This is a genomic window from Cupriavidus sp. P-10, from assembly GCF_003402535.2.
In the GTDB taxonomy this organism is placed as follows: Bacteria; Pseudomonadota; Gammaproteobacteria; order Burkholderiales; family Burkholderiaceae; genus Cupriavidus.
The window spans coordinates 2,392,396-2,412,771 of the sequence record NZ_AP025170.1 but is presented as its reverse complement, the minus strand read 5'-3'; the positions used below and the strand labels follow the sequence as shown (position 1 = coordinate 2,412,771).

Sequence of the window (20,376 nt, the reverse complement as noted above, 5' to 3'; positions counted from 1 at the left end):
ACACGAGGAACCCCGCACGCATGCATCACGCCACCCCGCTCATCAGCACCATCGTCGGCGGTATCGTCCTGGCCTTCGTCCTTGGCGCCATCGCCAGCAAGCTGCGGCTGCCGCCGCTGATCGGCTACCTTTGCGCGGGGATCGTGGTCGGACCGCATACGCCGGGCTACACGGCCGACCAGGCGCTCGCGCCGGAACTCGCCGAGCTTGGCGTGATCCTGCTGATGTTTGGCGTCGGGCTCCATTTCTCGATCAAGGACCTGATGGCGGTGAAGCGCATTGCGATCCCCGGGGCGGTCGTGCAGATCGGCATTGCCACCTTGCTCGGCATGCTGGTGGCGTGGGGTTTCGGCTGGTCGTGGGGGCAGGGATTGGTGTATGGGCTGGCGCTGTCGGTGGCCAGTACCGTGGTGTTGCTCAAGGCGCTGCAGGAGCGCGACCTGGTGGAATCGCCGCAGGGGCGGATCGCGGTGGGCTGGCTGATCGTCGAGGATCTGGCCATGGTGCTGGCGCTGGTGCTGTTGCCCGCGCTGGCGGGGCTGCTTTCCGGCGCTGCGGACACCGGCGCCGAAGGCAGTCCGGGCACCGGCGAAGTCCTGCTGGCGGTGTTCTCGACGCTGGGCAAGGTCGCCGCCTTTGTCGCGGTGATGTTGCTGATCGGGCGCCGCTTTATCCCTTGGATGCTCGAGCGCATTGTCTGGACCGGCAACCGCGAGATGTTCCGCCTGGGCGTGCTGGCGACCGCGCTGGGCGTGGCCTATGGCGCGTACTCGTTATTTGGCGTGTCCTTCGCGCTGGGCGCCTTCTTTGCTGGCATGGTGCTGGCCGAATCCGAATTCAGCCATCGCGCAGCCGAAGAATCGCTGCCGCTGCGCGATGCATTCTCGGTGCTGTTCTTTGTCTCGGTCGGCATGTTGTTCGATCCCATGGTGCTGGTCAACGACCCGTGGGGCGTGCTGTCTACGCTGTTTATCATCGTGGTCGGCAAGTCGCTGGCAGCAATGGGCATCGTGCGGGCCTTCGGCCACTCCGGGCAGACCGGCATGACGATTGCCGTCAGCCTGGCGCAGATCGGGGAGTTTTCCTTCATCCTGGCGAGCCTGGGCGTCTACCTGAACATCCTGCCGGAGCGCGGCCAGGCACTGATCCTGGCGGGCGCGCTGCTGTCGATCATGCTCAACCCGGTGCTGTTCCACCTGCTCGACCTGTACACCGCGCGGGGCAAGCGCAGCGAGCCGCAGGCGGCCTAGCCGTCCGCGTATTGCCGGTCCGCGCCGCGCGTCATGCGCTGACACGCGGCGCCATGGTGCGCAGGTATTCGGTAAAGGCCAGCAGGCCCTGCGTCGGAAATTTGTCCTGGTGCACCACCAGCTGCAGTGGTCGCACGATGCGTGGCAATCCTTCACGGATCGCCACCAGCGTGCCGCGCGCGAGTTCGTCACGCACTACGTGCAACGACAGGCAACTGACGCCGAATCCGCTCATTACCGCACGCTTGATCGCCTCGGCATTGCCCAACTCCAGCGCGAAGCGCAGTTCGCCCAGCAATGGCACCAGCCGTTCCTCGATCACCTCGCGCGTGCCCGAGCCGGGTTCGCGCACGATCCACTCGGCGTCGCGCAGCGCCATCAGGTCTTCCGGCGTGAGCGCCAGCGGATGCGACGGGCCGACGACCACCACCATCTCGTCATCGCACCAGTGCATGCTGCGCAGGTCGCGCTCGTGGCTGGCGCCTTCCACCAGGCCGATGTCGGCCTCGAACTGCAGTAGCGACTGCAGCACTTCGCGGGTGTTGCCAATGCGCAGGTCGAGCGTGCAGGGCCCACTGCGCGAATGCCGGAATCCGGCCAGCAGCGGCGGCAGGATATAGCTGCCGATGGTGTTGCTGGCCGCGATGCGCAGTTGCACCCCGGTCTGCGTGGCAAAGCGCTCCAGTTCCTGCGCCTGGTCCAGCAGCGCCAGCGCGCGCGGGAAGAACTGGCGGCCGGTTTCGTTGATGCTGAGCCGGCGCGCGATGCGGTCGAATAAAGGGCTGTCCAGCGCACGTTCCAGCTCTGCCAATGAAGCGCTGACCGCTGACTGTGACATCGCCAGCGCCTGCGCGGCCGCCATGGTGCTGCCGTGCTGGGCGACGGCGACGAAGACCGACAGCTGGCGTAGCGTTAAGCGCAGCGGGCGCTGCTCGGGGCGGGGCTCTGGACGGTGTTCCATATCGAAAGAATAGATAACGCATAACGATATTACCCGTTTTACGGGTTAAGGGCGGACCAGTACGCTGGAGTCACTACAAAACAAGTGAGCCGACATGTCTTCCGCCACCTCCAGCAGCGTCCCCCGCACCGCAGCCGCCACACCGGCAGCAGCTTCCCCGCCCTGGTCACAGCGCCTGTTGACGCTCGTGCCGCTGGGCGGCATTGCCTGGCTGGCCCTGGCGCTGGCCGAGCATCCGGCGATCGCCCGCTACGGCCTGAGCGCGCTGACGCTCGCCATGTGCGCCGGCATGGTCGCGGCCAATACACTGCCGAAGCACTGGCTGGCGCCGCTGGCTCCCGGAATGCAGGTGGCACGCCATTACCTGCTGCGGCTGGGCGTGGCGCTGTACGGGCTGCGGCTGACGTTCGCGTCGATCGTCGCGCTGGGCCTGCCGGGCATCGTGGTGCCGCTGACGATGCTGGTTGCCACGCTGTTGTTCGGCACCTGGGTCGGCACGACCTTCTTTGGGCTGAGCCGCCGCGAAGCGATCCTGGTCAGTTCCGGCAGCGCCATCTGCGGCGCGGCCGCGGCCATCGCCGTGTCGTCGGTGGTGCGCACCGATGACCGCCAGACCGCGGTGGCGGTGGCCACGGTGGTGCTGTTCGGCACGGTCGGCATGCTGCTCTATCCCTACCTGTTCGAACTGGCCAACGGGCATTGGCACTGGGCGATCAGCGAGCGCATGTTCGGCATCTTTACTGGTGCGACGCTGCATGAGGTGGCCCAGGTGATCGCCGCGGGCAAGATGATCAGCGAGCCGACCGCCGATGCCGCGGTGGTCGCCAAGATGGTGCGCGTGCTGGCGCTGGGGCCGCTGCTGCTTGTGATGGCGCTGTGGCCGCAGGGTAAGGGCGAGGCAGGCCAGGCGCCCGCCGGTAAGGGCCGCCTGGGCGGCATCCTGAAGTCGGTGCCGTGGTTTGCAGTGGGCTTTGTCGCGGTGATGGCGCTCAACTCGGCCGGCACGGTGCCCGCCGCCTGGAAGGCTCCGCTGATCGCGCTGGACAACTGGCTGCTGGCGTGCGCGATGCTGGCGATCGGCCTGCATACCCGCATCGGCGACCTGGTGCGCGCCGGACGCAAGCCGCTGGCGCTGGCCGGGGTGCTGTTTGTGTTCCTGATGGGGGTCGGCGCGCTGATGTGCTACGTGATGGCGTAAAGCGCGGCGCAGCGAAGGACGAAGGATTGGAAAAGGAGGCCGATGGCCTCCTTTTTTGTTCTTGGGCGCAGCGCTTGCCGCTGCGGAGGCCCTGGTGCGGCCGACGGGACTCGAACCCGTAAGCCCGGAAAGGCGGCAGATTTTAAGTCTGCTGAGTCTACCAATTTCTCCACGGCCGCACGGCAAGCCCGATATTGTGGTGGCTCCGCAATCCGGATGCAAGCGCGCCGCAGGCACTAGGAACTGTCGGCGGCAGAGATTGGGGCGCGCGCGACAAAAGTGACGCACTGTTACGGCTGGTAACAATGTCGTGCTCTCGGTTGCACCTGGAAAATTCCGACCTTCTACAATAACGGGTAAGAGAAAGCTCAACCTTGAGAGGCGGATATGAAACGTTGGTGGCTCGCAGCATTCGGTGTCGCAGCCGGGCTGGCATCCGGGGCCGCGATGGCCCATGTGAGCGTCGGCGTCGCGATCGGCGTTCCGGGCGTCGTGGTTGGCGCACCGGCCTATTATCCGCCCGCTCCGGTCTACTACGCGCCCCCGCCTCCGGTGGTGGTTGCCCCGGCGCCGGTCTACTATGGCCCGCCGGCCGTGGTGGTGCGTCCCCGTCCGGTCTACTACGGCCCGCGCTACTATGGCCCGCCGCGTTACCATGGCCATCACGGCTACTATGGTTCGCCGGGACACCGCGGCCATGGCCATGGCCACTGGCGCCACGACTGACCGGTACAGCGCCGAAGCGTTTTGACAGATGGGCCCCGCGGGGCCCTTTTCATTTGCGCTTGCGGATGACGACAGGAGCCGTGGGAACCGGTTCCCGGATTATTTCCCTATCTTGATCGCGGTCAAAATATTTGAACGGACTGCTCAAAGCATCACCTCTATTGATATGAGGGTTTTCCCTAAACTGGAGCCATGACATCGTGATGACACCGGCCCCTTTTTGTTGCCGAGCTTGCCGCGATGCCCGTACCGACCAAGATGCAAGGGGAACCTCATGAATCTCAAACAATCGATTGCCGCCGCCTCCGTGCTGGCCGCGCTGTGCGCCGTGTCCACCGCTTCGTTTGCCGCGACCGGCAAGCCTGACCCGTACCTGGATGGCGCCCGGATGGGCAAGGTCGATCCGTTCACCGATGGCGCTCGCGTCGGCAAGACCGACCCGTACACCGATGGCGCGCGCATTGGCAAGCCGGACCCGTACACCGACGGCGCCTGATTGCCGCGGAGTTTGCATGCTGAACGGCCCGCCTCGTGCGGGCCATTTCTTTGGGTGCGTTCCGGCACTGCCAGCGCGCGCTCGCAATGGCGATGGCATGGGGTGCGGGGTATACTTCGACCTCCAACCAAATGAATGACCAGGAGAGTGGCATGCAGCAAAAAACGGTTCTGACGGCAGACGATGTGAAGAAGATCATGGCCGCGGCGGAAACCGAAGCGAAGAACCATCACTGGGCCGTGTCCATCGTCGTGGTCGACGACGGCGGCCATATGCTGGCGATGCAGCGCCTGGACGGCGCCGCGCCGATCTCGGCCCAAATCGCCGCGGAGAAGGCCCGTACGTCCGCCCTGGGTCGTCGTGAATCGAAGATCTACGAAGACATGATCAACAACGGCCGCTATTCGTTCATGACGGCGCCGGTGCTGCAGGGCATGCTGGAGGGCGGTGTGCCCATCGTTGCCAACGAGCAGGTGGTCGGTGCCGTCGGCGTGTCGGGCGTGAAGTCGACCGAAGACGCGCAGGTCGCACGCGCCGGCATTGCCGCGCTGGGCCTGTAAGGACGCATTGCGCGGCGCCTTGCCGCGCATCAGCGCATGAAAAAGCCCCGCAGGCCGGGCCTGCGGGGCGGAATAAAAGAGGGCATGGCTGGGTGAGGCCGGTAAGGCGAGGGGTCTGGAATTCCCGCCGCGGCACCAACACTTGGCTACTGCCCAACACCTCGTTCCGAGGTGGTCCCCACAAAAGTCTGTACTGCCACTTGCGTGGCGCCCGCGGTGAATGCGGGTTTCAAATCGTCCTCAAACCGCTCCCTTGGCTTCAGCGCGTCGGCCTTGCCGCCGGGACGCGTCATTTGGTCAGGATCAGCTTGCCGTAGCGCGTCACCCGCAGCGTGTAGACCTCGCCGTTGTGCAGGATCGGCAGCGTGCTGTTGCCTCGCATGATCGCGTCCAGCGCGACCGGTTCGCCGGCGGGGGCCGAGGACAGGCTGTCGCGGACCAGAGCTTCCAGGCGTGCGGGCAGGGCGGCCACGGCCGATTTCATGGACGCGATCGTCGACGGGGCTGCCTTCGTGGCTGGCGTCTCGCGGCGCGGCTGGGCCACCTCGACTCGGCGCAGCGACAGGCGGCGGCGGGTGACTTCACGCGGTTGCGACAGCGGCAGGGAAAGAGTGCTCATCATCTGGCTCCGGTTCTGCCTGGCGCTCTGGGCGCGCAGGAAAAAGGCATCAGGGGTGCGCCACCGATGGCGCGGTCGATGGAATAATCTTAAATGAGAATTGTTATCATTACAATAGTCCAGATCAAAGATTCGACAAACGGCGAGCCGCCCCCTGGCATTTGCATCCGGGCCCGGGTCCGGTAAACAAAAAAAGGGCATCCCACGGGATGCCCTTCCTGTTGCGCGGAGCGCCAGCCGGCGCGCGCCTTACTGCTTGGGTTCGGTGATAAAGCCGATCTTGCCTAGGCCACCGTGCTGCGCGGCGGCCATGACCTCGGCCACGCGTTCGTAGCGCACCTCGCGGTCGGCACGCAGGTGCAGCTCAGGCTGCGGTTGCTGCTGCGCGGCCAGCGCGATATTGCTTTCCAGCGTGGCCTGGTCCACTTCCACCTGGTTCCAGAACACCTTGCCGCTGGCGTCGATCGAGACGTTGATGTTCTGCGGCTTGGGATCGTTCGGGGAGTTGGTGGCGCGCGGCAGGTCGATCTTCACCGCGTGGTTGATCACGGGGATGGTGATGATGAAGATGATCAGCAGCACCAGCATGACGTCGACCAGCGGCGTCATGTTGATTTCGCTCATCACCTCGTCGTCGTCACCGTCGAGAGTACCGAATGCCATGATGACTTCCTTGCTTGCGGATTAGCGCTGGGCCGCGGCCAGGCGCACGGTGCCGTCGTCAGTGCGGGCACCGGTGGGGCGCACGCGGGCGCCGGTCACGAAGTAGGCGTGCAGGTCGTGGGCGAAGCGGTTGAGCTTGGAGATCACTGCCTTGTTGCCTCGCGTCAATGCGTTATAGCCCAGCACCGCCGGAATCGCCACGGCCAGGCCGAAGGCGGTCATGATCAGGGCCTCGCCCACCGGGCCGGCGACCTTGTCGATGGTCGGCACGCCCGAGGCGCCGATACCGATCAGCGCGTGATAGATACCCCACACGGTGCCGAACAGGCCGACGAACGGCGCGGTCGAACCCACCGAAGCCAGCACCGCCAGGCCCGACTGCATGCGTGCCACCGCCTCGTCGATCGAGCTCTTGAGCGAGCGGGTCAGCCAGTCGGAGATATCCATCACGTCGTGCAGTTGCGGCTGGCTGGCGCGGTGGTGCTGGGCGGCTTCCTTGCCGGCGATGGCCAGCGTGCGGAACGGGTTGGCATCATTGGCGCCCAGGGTTTCCAGCGCGTGGTCGAAGTCGTCCGAGTGCCAGAAGCGCTTTTCCGCGCCTTGCGCCATTTTCTTCAGGCGCACCAGATCCCAGGCCTTGGTGAAGATGACGATCCAGGAGGCGAGCGACATGATCAGCAGAATGATGGCGGTCGCACGCATGACGAAGTCGCCTTGCGTCCAGAGGTGGGAGAGTCCGAGGTCCTGCATGGGTTGGTTCCTGGTGAGTTCGCTTGGTTTAGGTCAGATCAGATGATCGGAAATCGGGTAGCCGGATGGCGCGCAGCGGATCGGCAATCAGTTCAGTTCGAAGCCGATCGGCTGCTGCGCCGTGACGGCGACGGCACGGCCGTTGTCCATGTAAGGCTTGCAGCGCATGGCCTGCACGGCTTCCACCGCGGCCTGGTCCAGGCGCGACGAGCCGCTCGACGACACCACGGCGGTCTTGATGACCTTGCCGCCTTCATCGGTGGTCAGGCGCACCACGGCCTTGCCGGTCTCGCCCATGCGGCGTGATTGAGAAGGATACTTCGGTTGCGGCGGCGTGCACTGGATTTCGCCGATGCCGACGGCGCGCGGCGCGGCGGAAAGCGGTGCCGGTGCCGGTTCAGCCGGTGCCGGTGGAGCCGGCGGTGCGGACGGCGCTTCCGGCGCGTTCGGCGTCGGCGGCAGGTTGGCTACAGGTTGCGGCGTGGGCTTGGGCTGCGGCGGCGTCGGCTTGGGCGTGGTCACCTTGACCTGCTTCGGCGGTGTTTCCTGCTTGGGCTTGGGTTTGGGTGGCTCGGGCGGAGCTTCTTGCTTGGGCGGTTCGAGCGGGATGATGCGCGCGATGATCTCGGGGGCGATCACCGCCTCGGTCAGCTTGCGGCCCAGGCCGCTCTGGATCAGGTAGAGCAGGCCCGCGTGGAACAGCAGGACGGCGAGCGTAATCTTGAAGAAGCGTTGATCGAACATGTGTCAACAACAAAAGTCTGCCGGCAGGCGCCAAACGGCCTGGCTCGGTACAAGCAGCGGCACAAGCAACAGCACCTGCGCGCCGTCACTTGCGGTAGAACAGGATCAGCGAGATGCCGCAACCGACCAGCAGGCTAAGCAGCAATTCCATGATAAACGCTCCTTCAACTGGGTTGCCGTGGGAGCGCCACTCTGGGGCAGCGTGTTAGCTGGCTAGTATAAACGATAATGATTCTTATTTGTTGTGATTTGTGCGCCGCAACTGGAATTTTCCGTCCGGGCAAGTTATACCGCCAAATCCAGGCAGCATTGTGGAGCGGTTAGCGCTATCTTGCGCGGGTTTGCGCGCCCGCAAGGATCCGTAGGCTTCGGTGGCACAGGCCACAATCGCTGGTAGCCGGTTTGCCAACCCCCGCGCGGAGGGGGGCAAAGCGCGCTAGCATAGGAAGAAACTGCAGACGAGGCGGTGCGCCGGTCGGTCGGCCCCGCCACGGCGAGCTCGGGGAACCGTCCATGGACTTCACACGTTCCGCTGAAGATGACCGATTGACGCTCCTGCGCTCCATGCCCGGGACGTCGTCCAGCTCCGCGCTGGACTGGATGTGCGCGCAGTTTGCCTTGCGCGTGGTGTGCGCATTGGGGCCGCGCTTCAACCTGCGCAGCAATATCAATGACGTGCTGACTGTCAGCGCGCAGGAAATGGTGTGGCCCTATGGGGTGGTGCTGCGCGTGCAGCGCTTCCTGGCCGCCCGCTGCGCCGACATGCCCGCGTGGAAGGGCGCGGCGCGGCTGACGCCTGAGGAATTCCTCGACCGCCACGGCCAGTGGAACAGCGCCTTCGACGAAAGCGCGCTGTTCTATTACCTCGACGAGTACGTCAAGCACCACGCCAAGGACATGTTTGCCGTGTTCGACGCCTCGGCCGCCGCCATTGCGCAGCGGCTGGACAGCGAGCGCGTGCTGCTGGTGCGCAATATCGACATGCTGAGCCGCGTGCTGGACCTGCCCGACCACGAGCGCAAGCTGCTGCTGTATGCTGCGCTGGCCAAGTACAAGCGCGACCTGCGCGCGGTGATGGTCGATTGCAAGGTGGCGCACAGCCAGGAAGCCTTCCAGATCCTGGCCGGCCTGACCGGCGCCGGCGCCGCTGACGTGGCGGCGTCGCTGCGCCCGGGCTCGCGGCTGGAAACGCTGAACCTGATCGAGCAGCCGCTGCCCGAGAACAGCGTGACCGACCTGGGCGACCTGATGCGCCTGTCCGACCGCCTGCTGCACGTACTGCTGGGCAATTACGCCAACGAAGCCGAGATGATGGCGGTGTTCACCCGCCCGGCAGCGCCGCCCACGCTGACTGTCGCCGACTACCCGCACGTCGAGACCGATGCCCGCTACCTATGCGCGCTGCTGGCCAATGCCACGCGCCAGCACGCCAGCGGCGTCAACGTGCTGATCTACGGCCCGCCAGGCACCGGCAAGACCGAATTCGCGCGCCTGCTGGCGCGCGAAGCCGGCTGCGAGCTGTACGAGGTGGATTGCCTGGACCGCGACGGCAACAGCCTGTCGGGCAAGGACCGCTACCGGTCGCTGCAGGTCTCGCAGGCCTTCCTGCGCGGCCGCGCACATACCGCGCTGCTGTTCGACGAAGTGGAAGACGTTTTCCCGGGCAGCGCGCGCGAGCTGATGAGCCTGTTCGGCCAGGAAGATACGCGCGCGTCGGTCAACGGCAAGGCGTGGGTCAACCAGACGCTCGAGCAGAACCCGGTGCCGGTGATCTGGATCTCGAATTCGATCCGGCAGATCGACCCGGCCTACCTGCGTCGCTTCCAGTTCCACCTGGAGCTGAAGATCCCGCCGCCGCTGGTGCGCGAGAACATTATCCGCAAGCACCTGGGCGGGCTGGATGTCAGCGACGCCTTCATCAGCGGCCTGGCCGCGCGCAAGACGTTGACGCCGGCGCAGGTGCAATCGGCGGCGCGTTTTGTCGAGCTGGCACGGCCCGACGTGCAGGAGCCGGTCGAGGCGCTGATCCTGCGGCAGCTGGAGCATGCCGACCGCGCGATGGGCCTGCGTCCCGAGGCCGAGGCACGGCCGGTGGTCACGCATTACCGGCTGGAAAACCTGCACCTGGAGACCCGCTACGACGTTGCCAAGATCGTCGATGCACTGCGCGTGCGCCAGCGCGGCACGCTGTGCTTCTACGGTCCGCCAGGCACCGGCAAGACCGCGCTGGCCGAGCATATCGCCGCCGAGCTGGACCTGCCGCTGATGATCCGGCGTGCCTCGGACCTGATGAGCAAGTACGTGGGCGAGACCGAGCAGCAGATCGCGGCCATGTTCGCGCGCGCCGAGGAAGACGGGGCGGTGCTGTTGCTGGACGAGGCAGACAGCTTCATGCAGAGCCGCCAGCAGGCAGTGCGCAACTACGAGATCTCCGAGGTCAACGAGATGCTGCAAGGCATGGAGCGTTTCAACGGCATCTTCATCTGCACCACCAACCTGTTCGACCGCATCGACGAGGCCGCGCTGCGGCGCTTCTCGTTCAAGATCCGCTTCCTGGCACTGAAGCCGGAGCAACGGGCCGCGATGTTCGTCGACGAAGCGCTGGGCGCCGACGCAACCTTGCTGAGCGATGCCATGCGGCGCGAGCTGGAGGCAATGGATTGCCTGACGCCGGGCGACTTCGCCACCGTCAAGCGCCAGTGCGTGCTGCTGGGCGAGGCGCTGACGCCGGATGAGTTCCTGGCGCAGCTGCGCCAGGAACACGCCATCAAGCCGGAAGTGCGGCAGCACCGGCCGCTGGGCTTCCTGCAATAAGCTGGATTAGGGCAGGCGCCGGCTAGCAGGCCGGCGCCGGCTCGATCACCACCGTTTCCGCATTGGCCTCCACCTGCAGCAGCGTGGCGGCCATCGCGCGCAGGTGCGCGGCATCCTTGGTGGAAGCGAACCGGTCGTGCGGCGCGGCATCGGGCGCGGCGGCCAGGCCGTGTTCGGCCAGCTTGCGCGCGAGCTGGCGTGCGATGGCGCTGCCGGTATCGACCAGCGCCAGCCGGTCGCCGACCATGTCGCGGATCGTGCCGGCCAGGAAGGGGTAGTGGGTGCAGCCCAGCACCAGCGTGTCGGCGCCGGCTTCCAGCATCGGCGTCAGGTAGGCATCGAGCCGCTGCCGCACCGCGGGGCCGTCAATGTCGCCTTGCTCGATCAGCGTTACCAGGCCCAGCCCGGCCTCGCACAGGAAACGGCTTTCACCTTCCATCGATGCCAGCAGGCGCGCGAACTTGCTGCTCTTGAGGGTATTGGCGGTGGCCAGCACGCCGACCACCTTGCTGCGGCTGGCCGCGGCGGCGGGTTTGAGGCCCGGCTCGACGCCGATGATCGGCACCGCCAGCTTCTCGCGCAGCAGTTCCACCGCGTGGCCCGTGGCCGTGTTGCAGGCGATCACCAGCGCCTTGCAGCCTTGGCCAATCAGCCATTCGCACGCCTGCAGGGTGCGGGCCTGCACGAAGCGTTCGGGTTTTTCGCCATAGGGCGCGTAGCGGGAGTCGGCCAGGTACAGCAGCGATTCATGCGGCAGCTGCGCGCGGATCTCGCGCAGAACGGACAGGCCGCCAAGGCCGGAATCGAAGACGCCGATGGGGGAGGGGTTCACGGGGCTGCAGCAGACAACAGAATAGAAAGGCAGAAAAAAAGCCGGGTCGGAACCCGGCTTTTTTCGAGCGCGACGGCAAATTCTACCGCCTCGCCAGACTTACAGTGCGGCGACCGGGATCTTGCCGATCTTGGCCTGCCACTCGGCGGGGCCGGTCTTGTGCACCGACGTGCCTTCGCTGTCCACGGCGACCGTCACCGGCATGTCCTTGACGTCGAACTCGTAGATGGCTTCCATGCCGAGGTCTTCGAAGCCGACCACCTTGGCTTCCTTGATCGCCTTGGCCACCAGGTAGGCGGCGCCGCCGACGGCCATCAGGTAGGCCGACTTGTGCTTCTTGATCGCCTCGATCGCCACCGGGCCGCGCTCGGCCTTGCCGATCATCGAGATCAGGCCGGTTTCGGCCAGCATCATCTCGGTGAACTTGTCCATGCGCGTGGCGGTGGTGGGGCCGGCCGGGCCGACGGCTTCGTCGCGCACCGGGTCGACCGGGCCGACGTAGTAGATCACGCGGTTCTTGAAGTCCACCGGCAGCTTCTCGCCCTTGGCCAGCATGTCGGCGATGCGCTTGTGCGCGGCGTCGCGGCCGGTCAGCATCTTGCCGTTGAGCAGCAGGGTCTGGCCCGGTTTCCACGAGGCGACTTCTTCCGGCGTCAGCGTGTTCAGGTCGATGCGCTTGGAGGTCTCGGTGTTCGGTGCCCACTCGACCTCCGGCCATTGCGACAGGTCCGGCGCTTCCAGCCTGGCCGGGCCGCTGCCGTCCAGCGTGAAGTGCACGTGGCGGGTGGCGGCGCAGTTGGGGATCATCGCGACCGGCTTGGACGCGGCGTGCGTCGGGCAGGCCATGATCTTGACGTCCAGCACGGTGGCCAGGCCGCCCAGTCCCTGCGCGCCGATCCCCAGCGCGTTGACCTTCTCATACAGCTCGACGCGCAGTTCCTCGACCCAGTCCTTCGGGCCGCGGGCGATGATGTCCTGGATGTCGATGGATTCCATCAGCGATTCCTTGGCCATCACCATTGCCTTCTCGGCGGTGCCGCCGATGCCGATGCCCAGCATGCCCGGCGGGCACCAGCCGGCGCCCATGGTCGGCACGGTCTTGAGCACCCAGTCGACGATCGAGTCAGACGGGTTCAGCATCACGAACTTGGACTTGTTCTCCGAGCCGCCGCCCTTGGCCGCGACCTGGATGTCGACGGTGTTGCCCGGCACCACTTCGTAGTGGATCACGGCCGGCGTGTTGTCCTTGGTGTTCTTGCGGCCGCCTTCGGGCGGGCTGACGATCGACGCACGCAGCACGTTGTCGGGGTGCGTGTAACCGCGGCGCACGCCCTCGTTGATCATCTCGGTCAGGCCCATGGTTGCGCCGTCCCAGCGCACGTCCATGCCCACCTTGACGAAGACCGTGACGATGCCGGTGTCCTGGCAGATCGGGCGCTTGCCTTCCGCGCACATGCGGCTGTTGGTCAGGATCTGCGCGATCGCGTCCTTGGCCGCCGGGCTCTGCTCCAGCTCATAGGCGCGGCCCAGGCTGGTGATGTAGTCCATCGGGTGGTAGTAGCTGATGTACTGCAGGGAGTCGGCGACGCTCTGGATGAGGTCTTCTTGCTTGATGACTGTCATTTTGTGGGGTGGGCAGCGGTGAAACACAGCCCGAAATCATACACCGAGCCGGGGCAGTCTGCCCGGCTGCATACATCCGTCTACAGGCTCCAATGAGGCGCTGGCGCCTCAAAATAAAAAACCGCGGCACATGGCCGCGGTCCTGCGTGAAGCAAAAGCTCAGCTTCGCTTCAATGTGTTTCCGGCTTCGCATGGGCGCCGGCGGGGTGCGTCACCATCCGGTCTACCCAGGCCATTGCCACCGCGGAGGCGAGGAAGGCAATGTGAATCGCCACCTGCCACATGATGGTGTGGGTGGTACGCTGCTCGGCGTCGATAAAGGTCTTGAGCAGGTGGATCGACGAAATGCCGATCAGCGCCATCGACAGCTTGACCTTGAGCACGCCGGCGTTGACGTGGTCCAGCCATTCCGGCTCGTCCGGGTGGTTGTCGATGCCCAGCCGCGAGACGAAGGTCTCATAGCCGCCCACGATCACCATGATCAGCAGGTTGGAGATCATCACCACGTCGATCAGGCCCAGCACCACCAGCATGATCTTGTTCTCGTCGAACTCGGTCACATGCGCCAGCAGGTGCCAGACTTCGACCAGGAAATGGTAGACATAGACGCCCTGGGCGACGATCAGGCCCAGGTAAAGCGGCAACTGCAGCCAGCGCGACGCGAAGATAATGCTCGGGATCGGCCGCATGGTCTGCGGCCTGGTCATTGGATTGGAAGCCATGGGCGGGGCGAAGAGTGGAAAATGCGGCGGGTTGAAAGTCGGCGTGGATTGTACCAAGCGCCGATGACCGGACTGTGTTACCGACCGTAACCGAGGGCGGCTACCGGTCCTCGCCCGAGGGGCTCAGTTCGCCGCGCCCGGGTCCGCGCCGGCCGCCTTGCCGCGCCAGGCGCCGCGCGCAATCCGGCCCGGCCAGCTTGCAAGAACGATCCCGGCCAGCACGCAGCCCAGCGCCACGCCGTGTGGCCAGCCCGGCTGCTCGCCCAGCACGACAATGCCGTAGGTGGCCGCGGCCACCGGCAGCACCGAGGTGAACACGCCCGCCAACTGCGCCGGCACGTGGCGGATGCCCTTCATCCACAGCCAGAACGAGAACACGCTGGCTGACAGCGCGTACCACAGCAGCATCAGCCAGGTCTGCGCCGGTACCGTGGAGGCGTCGAAGGTCAGCAGCGGCACCAGCCCCAGCGGCAGCATCAGCAAGCCGCCGATCAGGTGGGTATAGGCGCAGATCTCGATGGCGGCCAGCGTCTGCGTGAGGCGGCGCGACAGGATCACGTAGATCGATTCGCACAGCACCGCGCCCAGGATCATCAGGTTGCCCAGCCAGGCCTGGCTGTTCTCGCCGGCGCCGTGCGAATCGCCGCGGGCGATGTTGAGCACGGCGATGCCGGCCACCGCCAGCAGCACCGAGGCCACGGTGCGCCGCGACAACCGTTCGCGCAGCACCAGCCAGGACAGGATCGCCACCGTGGCAGGGATGGTGCTGGTGATGACCCCGGCGGCCATGGCGCTGGTCAGCCGCACGCCGTTGAGCATCAGCAGCGTGAACAGGAAGGTGCCGAAGAACGCCTGCAGGAACAGGTTCAGCCATTCGGCGCGCGACACCTGGCGCATGCGCGCGGGCCGGTACCACGGCGCCAGGCAGACGATGGCGATGACAAAGCGCAGCAGCGCGAACAGCAGCACCGGCACATGAGCGATGATCGATTTGCCCAGCCCTACATTGCTGCCGACCAGTGCCATCGATCCGACCAGGAACAGGGCGTGGACCGGGGAGAAAAGTTGAGAGGGGGTAGTGGCTGCGGTGGAGGTGTTGGCGGGCACGGTCGATGCCTCGGTCAGCGGGCGGCCACGATCGCGGGTGGCGCGATGGCGCGGCGAGCCGTGCAAGCTTGGAGGGGACGTGGCAAGGGTAAGCGCCGCGTTCAGGTATAGGAGGGTAGGAGAAATCCATTCCTGGACCTCTCCCCCCTAAGAACCGTACGTGCGAGTTTCCCCGCATACGGCTCAAGCCTTTACAAAGCGCCTGAACTTATTCAAACACCGGTTTCACAGCAATTTTGCCGTAGTGATGAACTTGGACATGGCAATCGGGGTGCAACAATACGCGATTTCCTAGAGCATCGGAGCCCCCCAGAATCCGGGGTTCGATGTGATGGTCATCCCATCCAGTCTCGTCGGTAAGCTCGCCTTGGCACACCACGCACAAGCCGCGCTGAGAAACGTACAGCTTTGCCCACTGCTTTCGGTACGACATGCGATCTGCCATGCGTTCCTGCCGCAATTTTTCGCCATACATCTCCTGCGCCGGGTCGAACGGATGGTAGTCCGCCCGCACCTTCTTGTGCCTCCGAATGAGCGTACCCGCAATCGAATACATCTCCATCCAGTAGCCTTCACCTGCCTTGTTCACAGCAGTGGTTCCGAACACCCAGTTCCGATTTCCGACTGAGGCGAAATACTTCTTCCGCACCCATCCTGAGTTCTTTCCTCGATGTCGCCGTTTTGCCCACCTCCATAGAGCACGAAAAATCAGATGCTCCATTCGGGTGAACGCCGCCTTCGCTGCCACCGGGCAGTGATACTGCGCCCAGCCCCTTAGCATCGGGTTCAGCAGTCGAATTAGCTTCTCCTGCTTTGCCGTCTTGTTTGCATTGATGACCTGCTTCACCTTGCAGTAGAACGCTTTCACGTTCTTCTTGCTCGGCTTGATGAGCAGCGTTCCCGAATACTTCCGGAAATTCCACCCTAGAAAGTCAAAACCGTCGGCGATGTTGGTGATCCGCGTTTTCTCCGTTGATAGCGTCAGCCCCCGTAATGCAAGGAACTGCTCCACCCACGGTTTCACTTCGTTCTCTAACACCTCCGGCGTGTTGCCGGTGATCACGAAGTCGTCCGCATAGCGCACAACGTGTACCTTCAGCGTCCGCGTCTTCTTGACACCGAACTTGGCTTCAAGAACCTTGCTCAGTGATCGTTCCAACCCGTTCAATGCCACATTTGCCAGAGTCGGGGAAATGATGCCCCCCTGTGGTGTTCCAGCGTCGGTCGCCTGAAACTGGCCCTGAAATACCACGCCAGCCTTCAACCACTTCCGAAGGATTGCTTTGTCCATTGGGACATTGCGCTCCAGCCAGTCGTGATTGATATGGTCAAAGCACCCCTTGATATCCGCCTCCAGCACCCATTGGGCCGAGGCCTTCTGGGATAAAGATACGAATAGCTGAGACATGGCATCGTGAGTCGAGCGATTGATCCGAAACCCGTAAGAGTTCGGGTCGCTCGTCCCTTCGGACACCGGTTCCAGCGCCAGCAGATACAACGCTTGCATGGCTCGGTCGTGTAGGGTCGGAATGCCCAAAGGGCGTTTCTTCCCATTCGACTTGGGGATGTAGACTCTCCGTAAAGGCAGTGGCCTATACCCCCGACGCTTCAACCTCCCGATGGCTTCCCACCGGGCTTCAGACGTTTCCCACTTTACGCGATCGACTCCCGCCGTCCGCGCACCTTGGTTCATCGCCACTCGCCTTACCGCCGATGCTTTGGCGGACCACGAGCGGGTCAAGGACCTTTGCAAGGCTTTCACCCTGCGCCAATCCTCTTCCTGTGTTGCCTTCGCAATTCGAATCTGCATCACCCGAACGTTCCGTTCCACGCGGCGCCAATCAATGTCGCCCCATCTTTCCGGTACGCCGGAAGGCGCAGATTCATCCTTGCGGATCAATGCTTCCATGCTGCCCTCCTATCTTGAGGATCTTCCCCAACATCGAAAGACAACATGCCCCTTGAGGGACAGGTTGTCCCTCAAGGGAAGAAAATTTAAACAAGCGAGTTTAGTCAGCCGTCCTGCGACGAGAAGACCAGTTGGAAGTCTGCCCGCTTTCGCGTGGGATAATGTTTCAACCCCTATCCGAGCCGTTACAGCCCGGCATTCGCTTTTTCCAACCTCCCATACCCGCACAGCCGACAGCGTTCCTTACGGTTCGCCTGCCTGAGTCGTACAGCACTCCGGCAGCCATACGGGCTTACCACGTTCCCTGCGCGTTACAAGACTGGGTTAGAGTCCGCCTCTCCGCCGGTGGTTGTTTGGCGAGCGTACTCCGACGAGCCACCGAAGTATCCAACCACGTACCCTTTTGGTTAGTGCCTATCATCAGCTTTGGCACAGCAATGCTTACGACGTTTATCAGCGGTTCACTTTCATTACTCATACCAGCCAGCCTAGCTCCTAAACCGATGCTGCTTCGGTTTTCTACCCACCGACCTCACGATCCGTGGGCACCCTTGCGGGGGCTACATTGTCAGGAGAGCTTCACACCCCACCGTTACCAGTGACGCATGTCTCCCTAGGCTACTGCTAGTCGCATAGCAGGTTCTCTATCAAAGCGCCCTCACAGGCGTGTTTGACCGAACCATAACGCGCAGAGCTTGCGCTCCGGGACCTCACTTCCTTATTCGCGTGCTCCTGTACGGGCGAGCGCTTGGCGATGGCGGACTCTTGCGAGCACCGGTTATCGCCCCAAAGAACGTAGCGCCGATCCATCCGGATCGGTTGAAAGCTATGTGGCGTTTTCGCAACAAAATTGCCGTTGCATTGGCGCCCGCCGCCTCCGTGGAGGGGCGTTTACAGAGAACTCGCCCAAAGGCGAGCGTCCCCGCCTTTGGGCAATGGCTGGAAATCCATCCAGCAAAAAGCAAGCCGCAGGTCAGCCAATTCTCCGGCTGTCCCGCTGCACATCGGACTCCCCCTAGCTGTTCGGCCGGGTTCGTCTAAGCAAGAAATGGTTGGGATTGGACGGTTCCGGCCGAAGCCTTCCCCTTGTCCCAACAAGGTCGATGCTCCTTACGTTGGAGCTACCCGGACACGTGAGTGCGTGTCGCACGGCTCGCGGCATTATAGCTGTGCTAGCCTAATGGAGAAGGCTGCACTTTCGCCCCCGATGGCAGGACGTTTCGCAGGACGTTTCCCGCTGCATTGCAGCATGCGGCGACAACGGAAACCGGCCAGTCACCGCAAGCGGCAGCCGCCGACCGTCAGGTTTAAGTAAGCCGTCGGGCGTACCTTGGCAGCCAAAGCCAGTCCAAAATCAGGAGACAAGTCTATGTCCGCCATCGAATCGGTGATGCACGAGCACCGCGTGTTCAACCCGCCCGAGTCGTTCGCCAGCCAGGCCGCGATTCCCAGCATGGAGGCCTACCAGGCGCTGTGCGACGAAGCCGAACGCGACTACGAAGGCTTCTGGGCACGCCACGCCCGCGAGCTGCTGCACTGGAACAAGCCCTTCACCAAGGTGCTGGACGAGAGCAACGCGCCGTTCTACAAGTGGTTCGAGGACGGCCAGCTCAATGCCTCCTACAACTGCCTGGACCGCAACCTTGAAAACGGCAACGCCGACAAGGTCGCGATCGTGTTCGAGGCCGACGATGGCACCGTGACGCGCGTCACCTACCGCGAACTGCATGCGAAGGTGTGCCGCCTGGCCAACGGCCTGAAGACGCTCGGCATCAGGAAGGGCGACCGGGTCGTGATCTACATGCCGATGTCGGTCGAAGGCGTGGCCGCGATGCAGGCCTGCGCGCGCCTGGGCGCCACGCATTCGGTGGTGTTCGGCGGCTTCTCCGCCAAGTCGCTGCAGGAGCGGCTGGTCGACGTGGGCGCGGTGGCGCTGATCACTGCCGACGAGCAGATGCGCGGCGGCAAGGCGCTGCCGCTGAAGGCCATCGCCGACGACGCGCTGGCGCTGGGCGGCTGCGAAGCCGTCAAGAGCGTGATCGTCTACCGCCGCACCGGCGGCAACGTCGGTTGGACCGAGGGCCGCGACCGCTGGCTCGACGACGTCTGCGCCAACCAGCCCGATACCTGCGAGGCCGAGCCCGTTGGCGCCGAGCACCCGCTGTTCGTCCTCTACACCTCGGGCTCCACCGGCAAGCCCAAGGGCGTGCAGCACAGCACCGGCGGCTATCTGCTGTGGGCGCTGATGACGATGAAGTGGACCTTCGACCTCAAGCCCGACGACCTGTTCTGGTGTACCGCCGACATCGGCTGGGTCACCGGCCATACCTACATCGCCTACGGCCCGCTGGCCGCCGGCGCCACGCAGGTGGTCTTCGAAGGCGTGCCCACCTACCCGAACGCCGGCCGCTTCTGGGACATGATCGCGCGCCACAAGGTCAGCATCTTCTACACCGCGCCGACCGCGATCCGCTCGCTGATCAAGGCCGCCGAGGCCGACGAGAACATCCATCCGAAGCAATACGACCTGTCGAGCCTGCGCCTGCTGGGCACCGTGGGCGAGCCGATCAATCCGGAAGCGTGGATGTGGTACTACAAACACATCGGCAACGAGAACTGCCCGGTCGTCGATACCTTCTGGCAGACCGAGACCGGCGGCCACATGATCACGCCGCTGCCGGGCGCGACGCCGCTGGTGCCAGGTTCGTGCACGCTGCCGCTGCCGGGCATCATGGCCGCCATCGTCGACGAGACCGGCCATGACGTGCCTGACGGCAATGGCGGCATCCTGGTGGTCAAGCGCCCGTGGCCGTCGATGATCCGCACCATCTGGGGCGACCCGGAGCGCTTCAGGAAGAGCTATTTCCCGGAAGAACTGGGTGGCAAGCTCTACCTGGCCGGCGACGGTTCGATCCGCGACAAGGACACCGGCTACTTCACCATCATGGGCCGCATCGACGACGTGCTGAACGTGTCGGGCCACCGCATGGGCACGATGGAGATCGAGTCGGCGCTGGTGTCCAACCCGCTGGTGGCCGAGGCCGCGGTGGTGGGCCGTCCCGACGACATGACCGGCGAGGCGATCTGCGCCTTCGTCGTGCTCAAGCGCTCGCGGCCGAGCGGAGACGAGGCGGCCAAGCTTGCTGCCGAGCTGCGCAACTGGGTCGGCAAGGAAATCGGCCCGATCGCCAAGCCCAGGGACATCCGCTTCGGCGACAACCTGCCCAAGACGCGCTCGGGCAAGATCATGCGCCGGCTGCTGCGATCGCTGGCCAAGGGCGAGGAGATTACGCAGGACACCTCGACGCTGGAGAACCCGGCGATCCTGGACCAGCTCAAGCAAGCCCAATAATCCCGCCAGCGTGCAACCGACCAACCCGCCGCCGCGTTCCCGCGCGCCGG

At 64.5% G+C, this 20,376-nt stretch carries 17 protein-coding genes and 1 tRNA gene; 7 read left to right on the top strand and 11 right to left on the bottom strand.

All coding sequences use genetic code 11. The features are described from left to right. Positions 1-20: 20 nt before the first annotated feature. A complete protein-coding gene (locus CTP10_RS11105; protein WP_116322226.1) occupies positions 21-1,250 on the top strand; it encodes a cation:proton antiporter domain-containing protein in 1,230 nt (409 codons plus the stop codon). A 31-nt stretch (positions 1,251-1,281) separates the two neighbouring features. Here the strand turns inward: CTP10_RS11105 and CTP10_RS11100 are convergent, their stop codons facing one another. Continuing rightward, a complete protein-coding gene (locus tag CTP10_RS11100) occupies positions 1,282-2,211 on the bottom strand; it encodes a LysR family transcriptional regulator (RefSeq protein ID WP_116322225.1) in 930 nt (309 codons plus the stop codon). 94 nt (positions 2,212-2,305) lie between these two features. Between CTP10_RS11100 and CTP10_RS11095 the strand changes: the two genes are divergently transcribed. Next, positions 2,306-3,409 (top strand): YeiH family protein, encoded by a 1,104-nt coding sequence (locus tag CTP10_RS11095; protein WP_116322224.1) that lies wholly within the window; start codon positions 2,306-2,308, stop codon positions 3,407-3,409. A 92-nt stretch (positions 3,410-3,501) separates the two neighbouring features. Here CTP10_RS11095 and CTP10_RS11090 read toward each other — a convergent pair. Continuing rightward, positions 3,502-3,588: transfer RNA gene (locus tag CTP10_RS11090), tRNA-Leu, on the bottom strand. Between the two features lie 208 nt (positions 3,589-3,796). On the opposite strand from CTP10_RS11090, the gene CTP10_RS11085 reads away from it, so the two are divergent. From CTP10_RS11085 to CTP10_RS11075, 3 genes are all read left to right on the top strand, one after another. Next, positions 3,797-4,135 (top strand): hypothetical protein, encoded by a 339-nt coding sequence (locus CTP10_RS11085; protein WP_116322223.1) that lies wholly within the window; start codon positions 3,797-3,799, stop codon positions 4,133-4,135. A 274-nt stretch (positions 4,136-4,409) separates the two neighbouring features. Beyond that, on the top strand, positions 4,410-4,631 hold the full coding sequence (locus CTP10_RS11080) for a hypothetical protein (RefSeq protein WP_116322222.1): 222 nt from the start codon (positions 4,410-4,412) through the stop codon (positions 4,629-4,631). Between the two features lie 152 nt (positions 4,632-4,783). After that, positions 4,784-5,191 (top strand): heme-binding protein, encoded by a 408-nt coding sequence (locus CTP10_RS11075; RefSeq protein WP_063238276.1) that lies wholly within the window; start codon positions 4,784-4,786, stop codon positions 5,189-5,191. Between the two features lie 289 nt (positions 5,192-5,480). On the opposite strand, the gene CTP10_RS11070 is transcribed toward CTP10_RS11075, so the two are convergent. The 4 genes from CTP10_RS11070 to CTP10_RS11055 all read right to left on the bottom strand — a co-directional run bounded on the left by CTP10_RS11070 (position 5,481) and on the right by CTP10_RS11055 (position 7,967). Next, positions 5,481-5,810 carry a hemin uptake protein HemP gene (locus CTP10_RS11070; protein ID WP_116322221.1) on the bottom strand — a complete coding sequence of 110 codons (330 nt, stop codon included), beginning with the start codon at positions 5,808-5,810 and terminating at the stop codon, positions 5,481-5,483. A 249-nt stretch (positions 5,811-6,059) separates the two neighbouring features. Next, on the bottom strand, positions 6,060-6,473 hold the full coding sequence (locus CTP10_RS11065) for an ExbD/TolR family protein (protein WP_116322220.1): 414 nt from the start codon (positions 6,471-6,473) through the stop codon (positions 6,060-6,062). 21 nt (positions 6,474-6,494) lie between these two features. Beyond that, positions 6,495-7,223 (bottom strand): MotA/TolQ/ExbB proton channel family protein, encoded by a 729-nt coding sequence (locus CTP10_RS11060; RefSeq protein WP_116322219.1) that lies wholly within the window; start codon positions 7,221-7,223, stop codon positions 6,495-6,497. 87 nt (positions 7,224-7,310) lie between these two features. After that, complete coding sequence (locus CTP10_RS11055; protein ID WP_116322218.1) at positions 7,311-7,967, bottom strand: energy transducer TonB; 657 nt, start codon at positions 7,965-7,967, stop codon at positions 7,311-7,313. Between the two features lie 513 nt (positions 7,968-8,480). Here CTP10_RS11055 and CTP10_RS11050 point away from each other — a divergent pair. Further along, positions 8,481-10,781 (top strand): AAA family ATPase, encoded by a 2,301-nt coding sequence (locus CTP10_RS11050; RefSeq protein ID WP_116322217.1) that lies wholly within the window; start codon positions 8,481-8,483, stop codon positions 10,779-10,781. A gap of 22 nt (positions 10,782-10,803) precedes the next feature. On the opposite strand, the gene murI is transcribed toward CTP10_RS11050, so the two are convergent. The 5 genes from murI to ltrA form a co-directional block, all read right to left on the bottom strand. Next, entirely contained in the window at positions 10,804-11,613 is an 810-nt protein-coding gene (gene murI / locus CTP10_RS11045; RefSeq protein ID WP_116322216.1) for a glutamate racemase, read from the bottom strand. A 99-nt stretch (positions 11,614-11,712) separates the two neighbouring features. Further along, positions 11,713-13,236, bottom strand: coding sequence for a fumarate hydratase (locus CTP10_RS11040; RefSeq protein WP_116322215.1), 1,524 nt, complete (start codon positions 13,234-13,236; stop codon positions 11,713-11,715). Positions 13,237-13,406: 170 nt separating this feature from the next. Then, positions 13,407-13,958, bottom strand: coding sequence for a TIGR00645 family protein (locus CTP10_RS11035; RefSeq protein ID WP_116322214.1), 552 nt, complete (start codon positions 13,956-13,958; stop codon positions 13,407-13,409). 123 nt (positions 13,959-14,081) lie between these two features. Continuing rightward, positions 14,082-15,065, bottom strand: coding sequence for a DMT family transporter (locus CTP10_RS11030; protein WP_317919905.1), 984 nt, complete (start codon positions 15,063-15,065; stop codon positions 14,082-14,084). Between the two features lie 208 nt (positions 15,066-15,273). Then, positions 15,274-16,974, bottom strand: a complete 1,701-nt coding sequence (ltrA, locus tag CTP10_RS11025; RefSeq protein ID WP_116322213.1) for a group II intron reverse transcriptase/maturase — start codon at positions 16,972-16,974, stop codon at positions 15,274-15,276. A 1,369-nt stretch (positions 16,975-18,343) separates the two neighbouring features. Between ltrA and acs the strand changes: the two genes are divergently transcribed. Continuing rightward, positions 18,344-20,326, top strand: coding sequence for an acetate--CoA ligase (acs, locus tag CTP10_RS11020; RefSeq protein WP_271815187.1), 1,983 nt, complete (start codon positions 18,344-18,346; stop codon positions 20,324-20,326). The last annotated feature ends 50 nt before the right edge of the window (positions 20,327-20,376 follow it).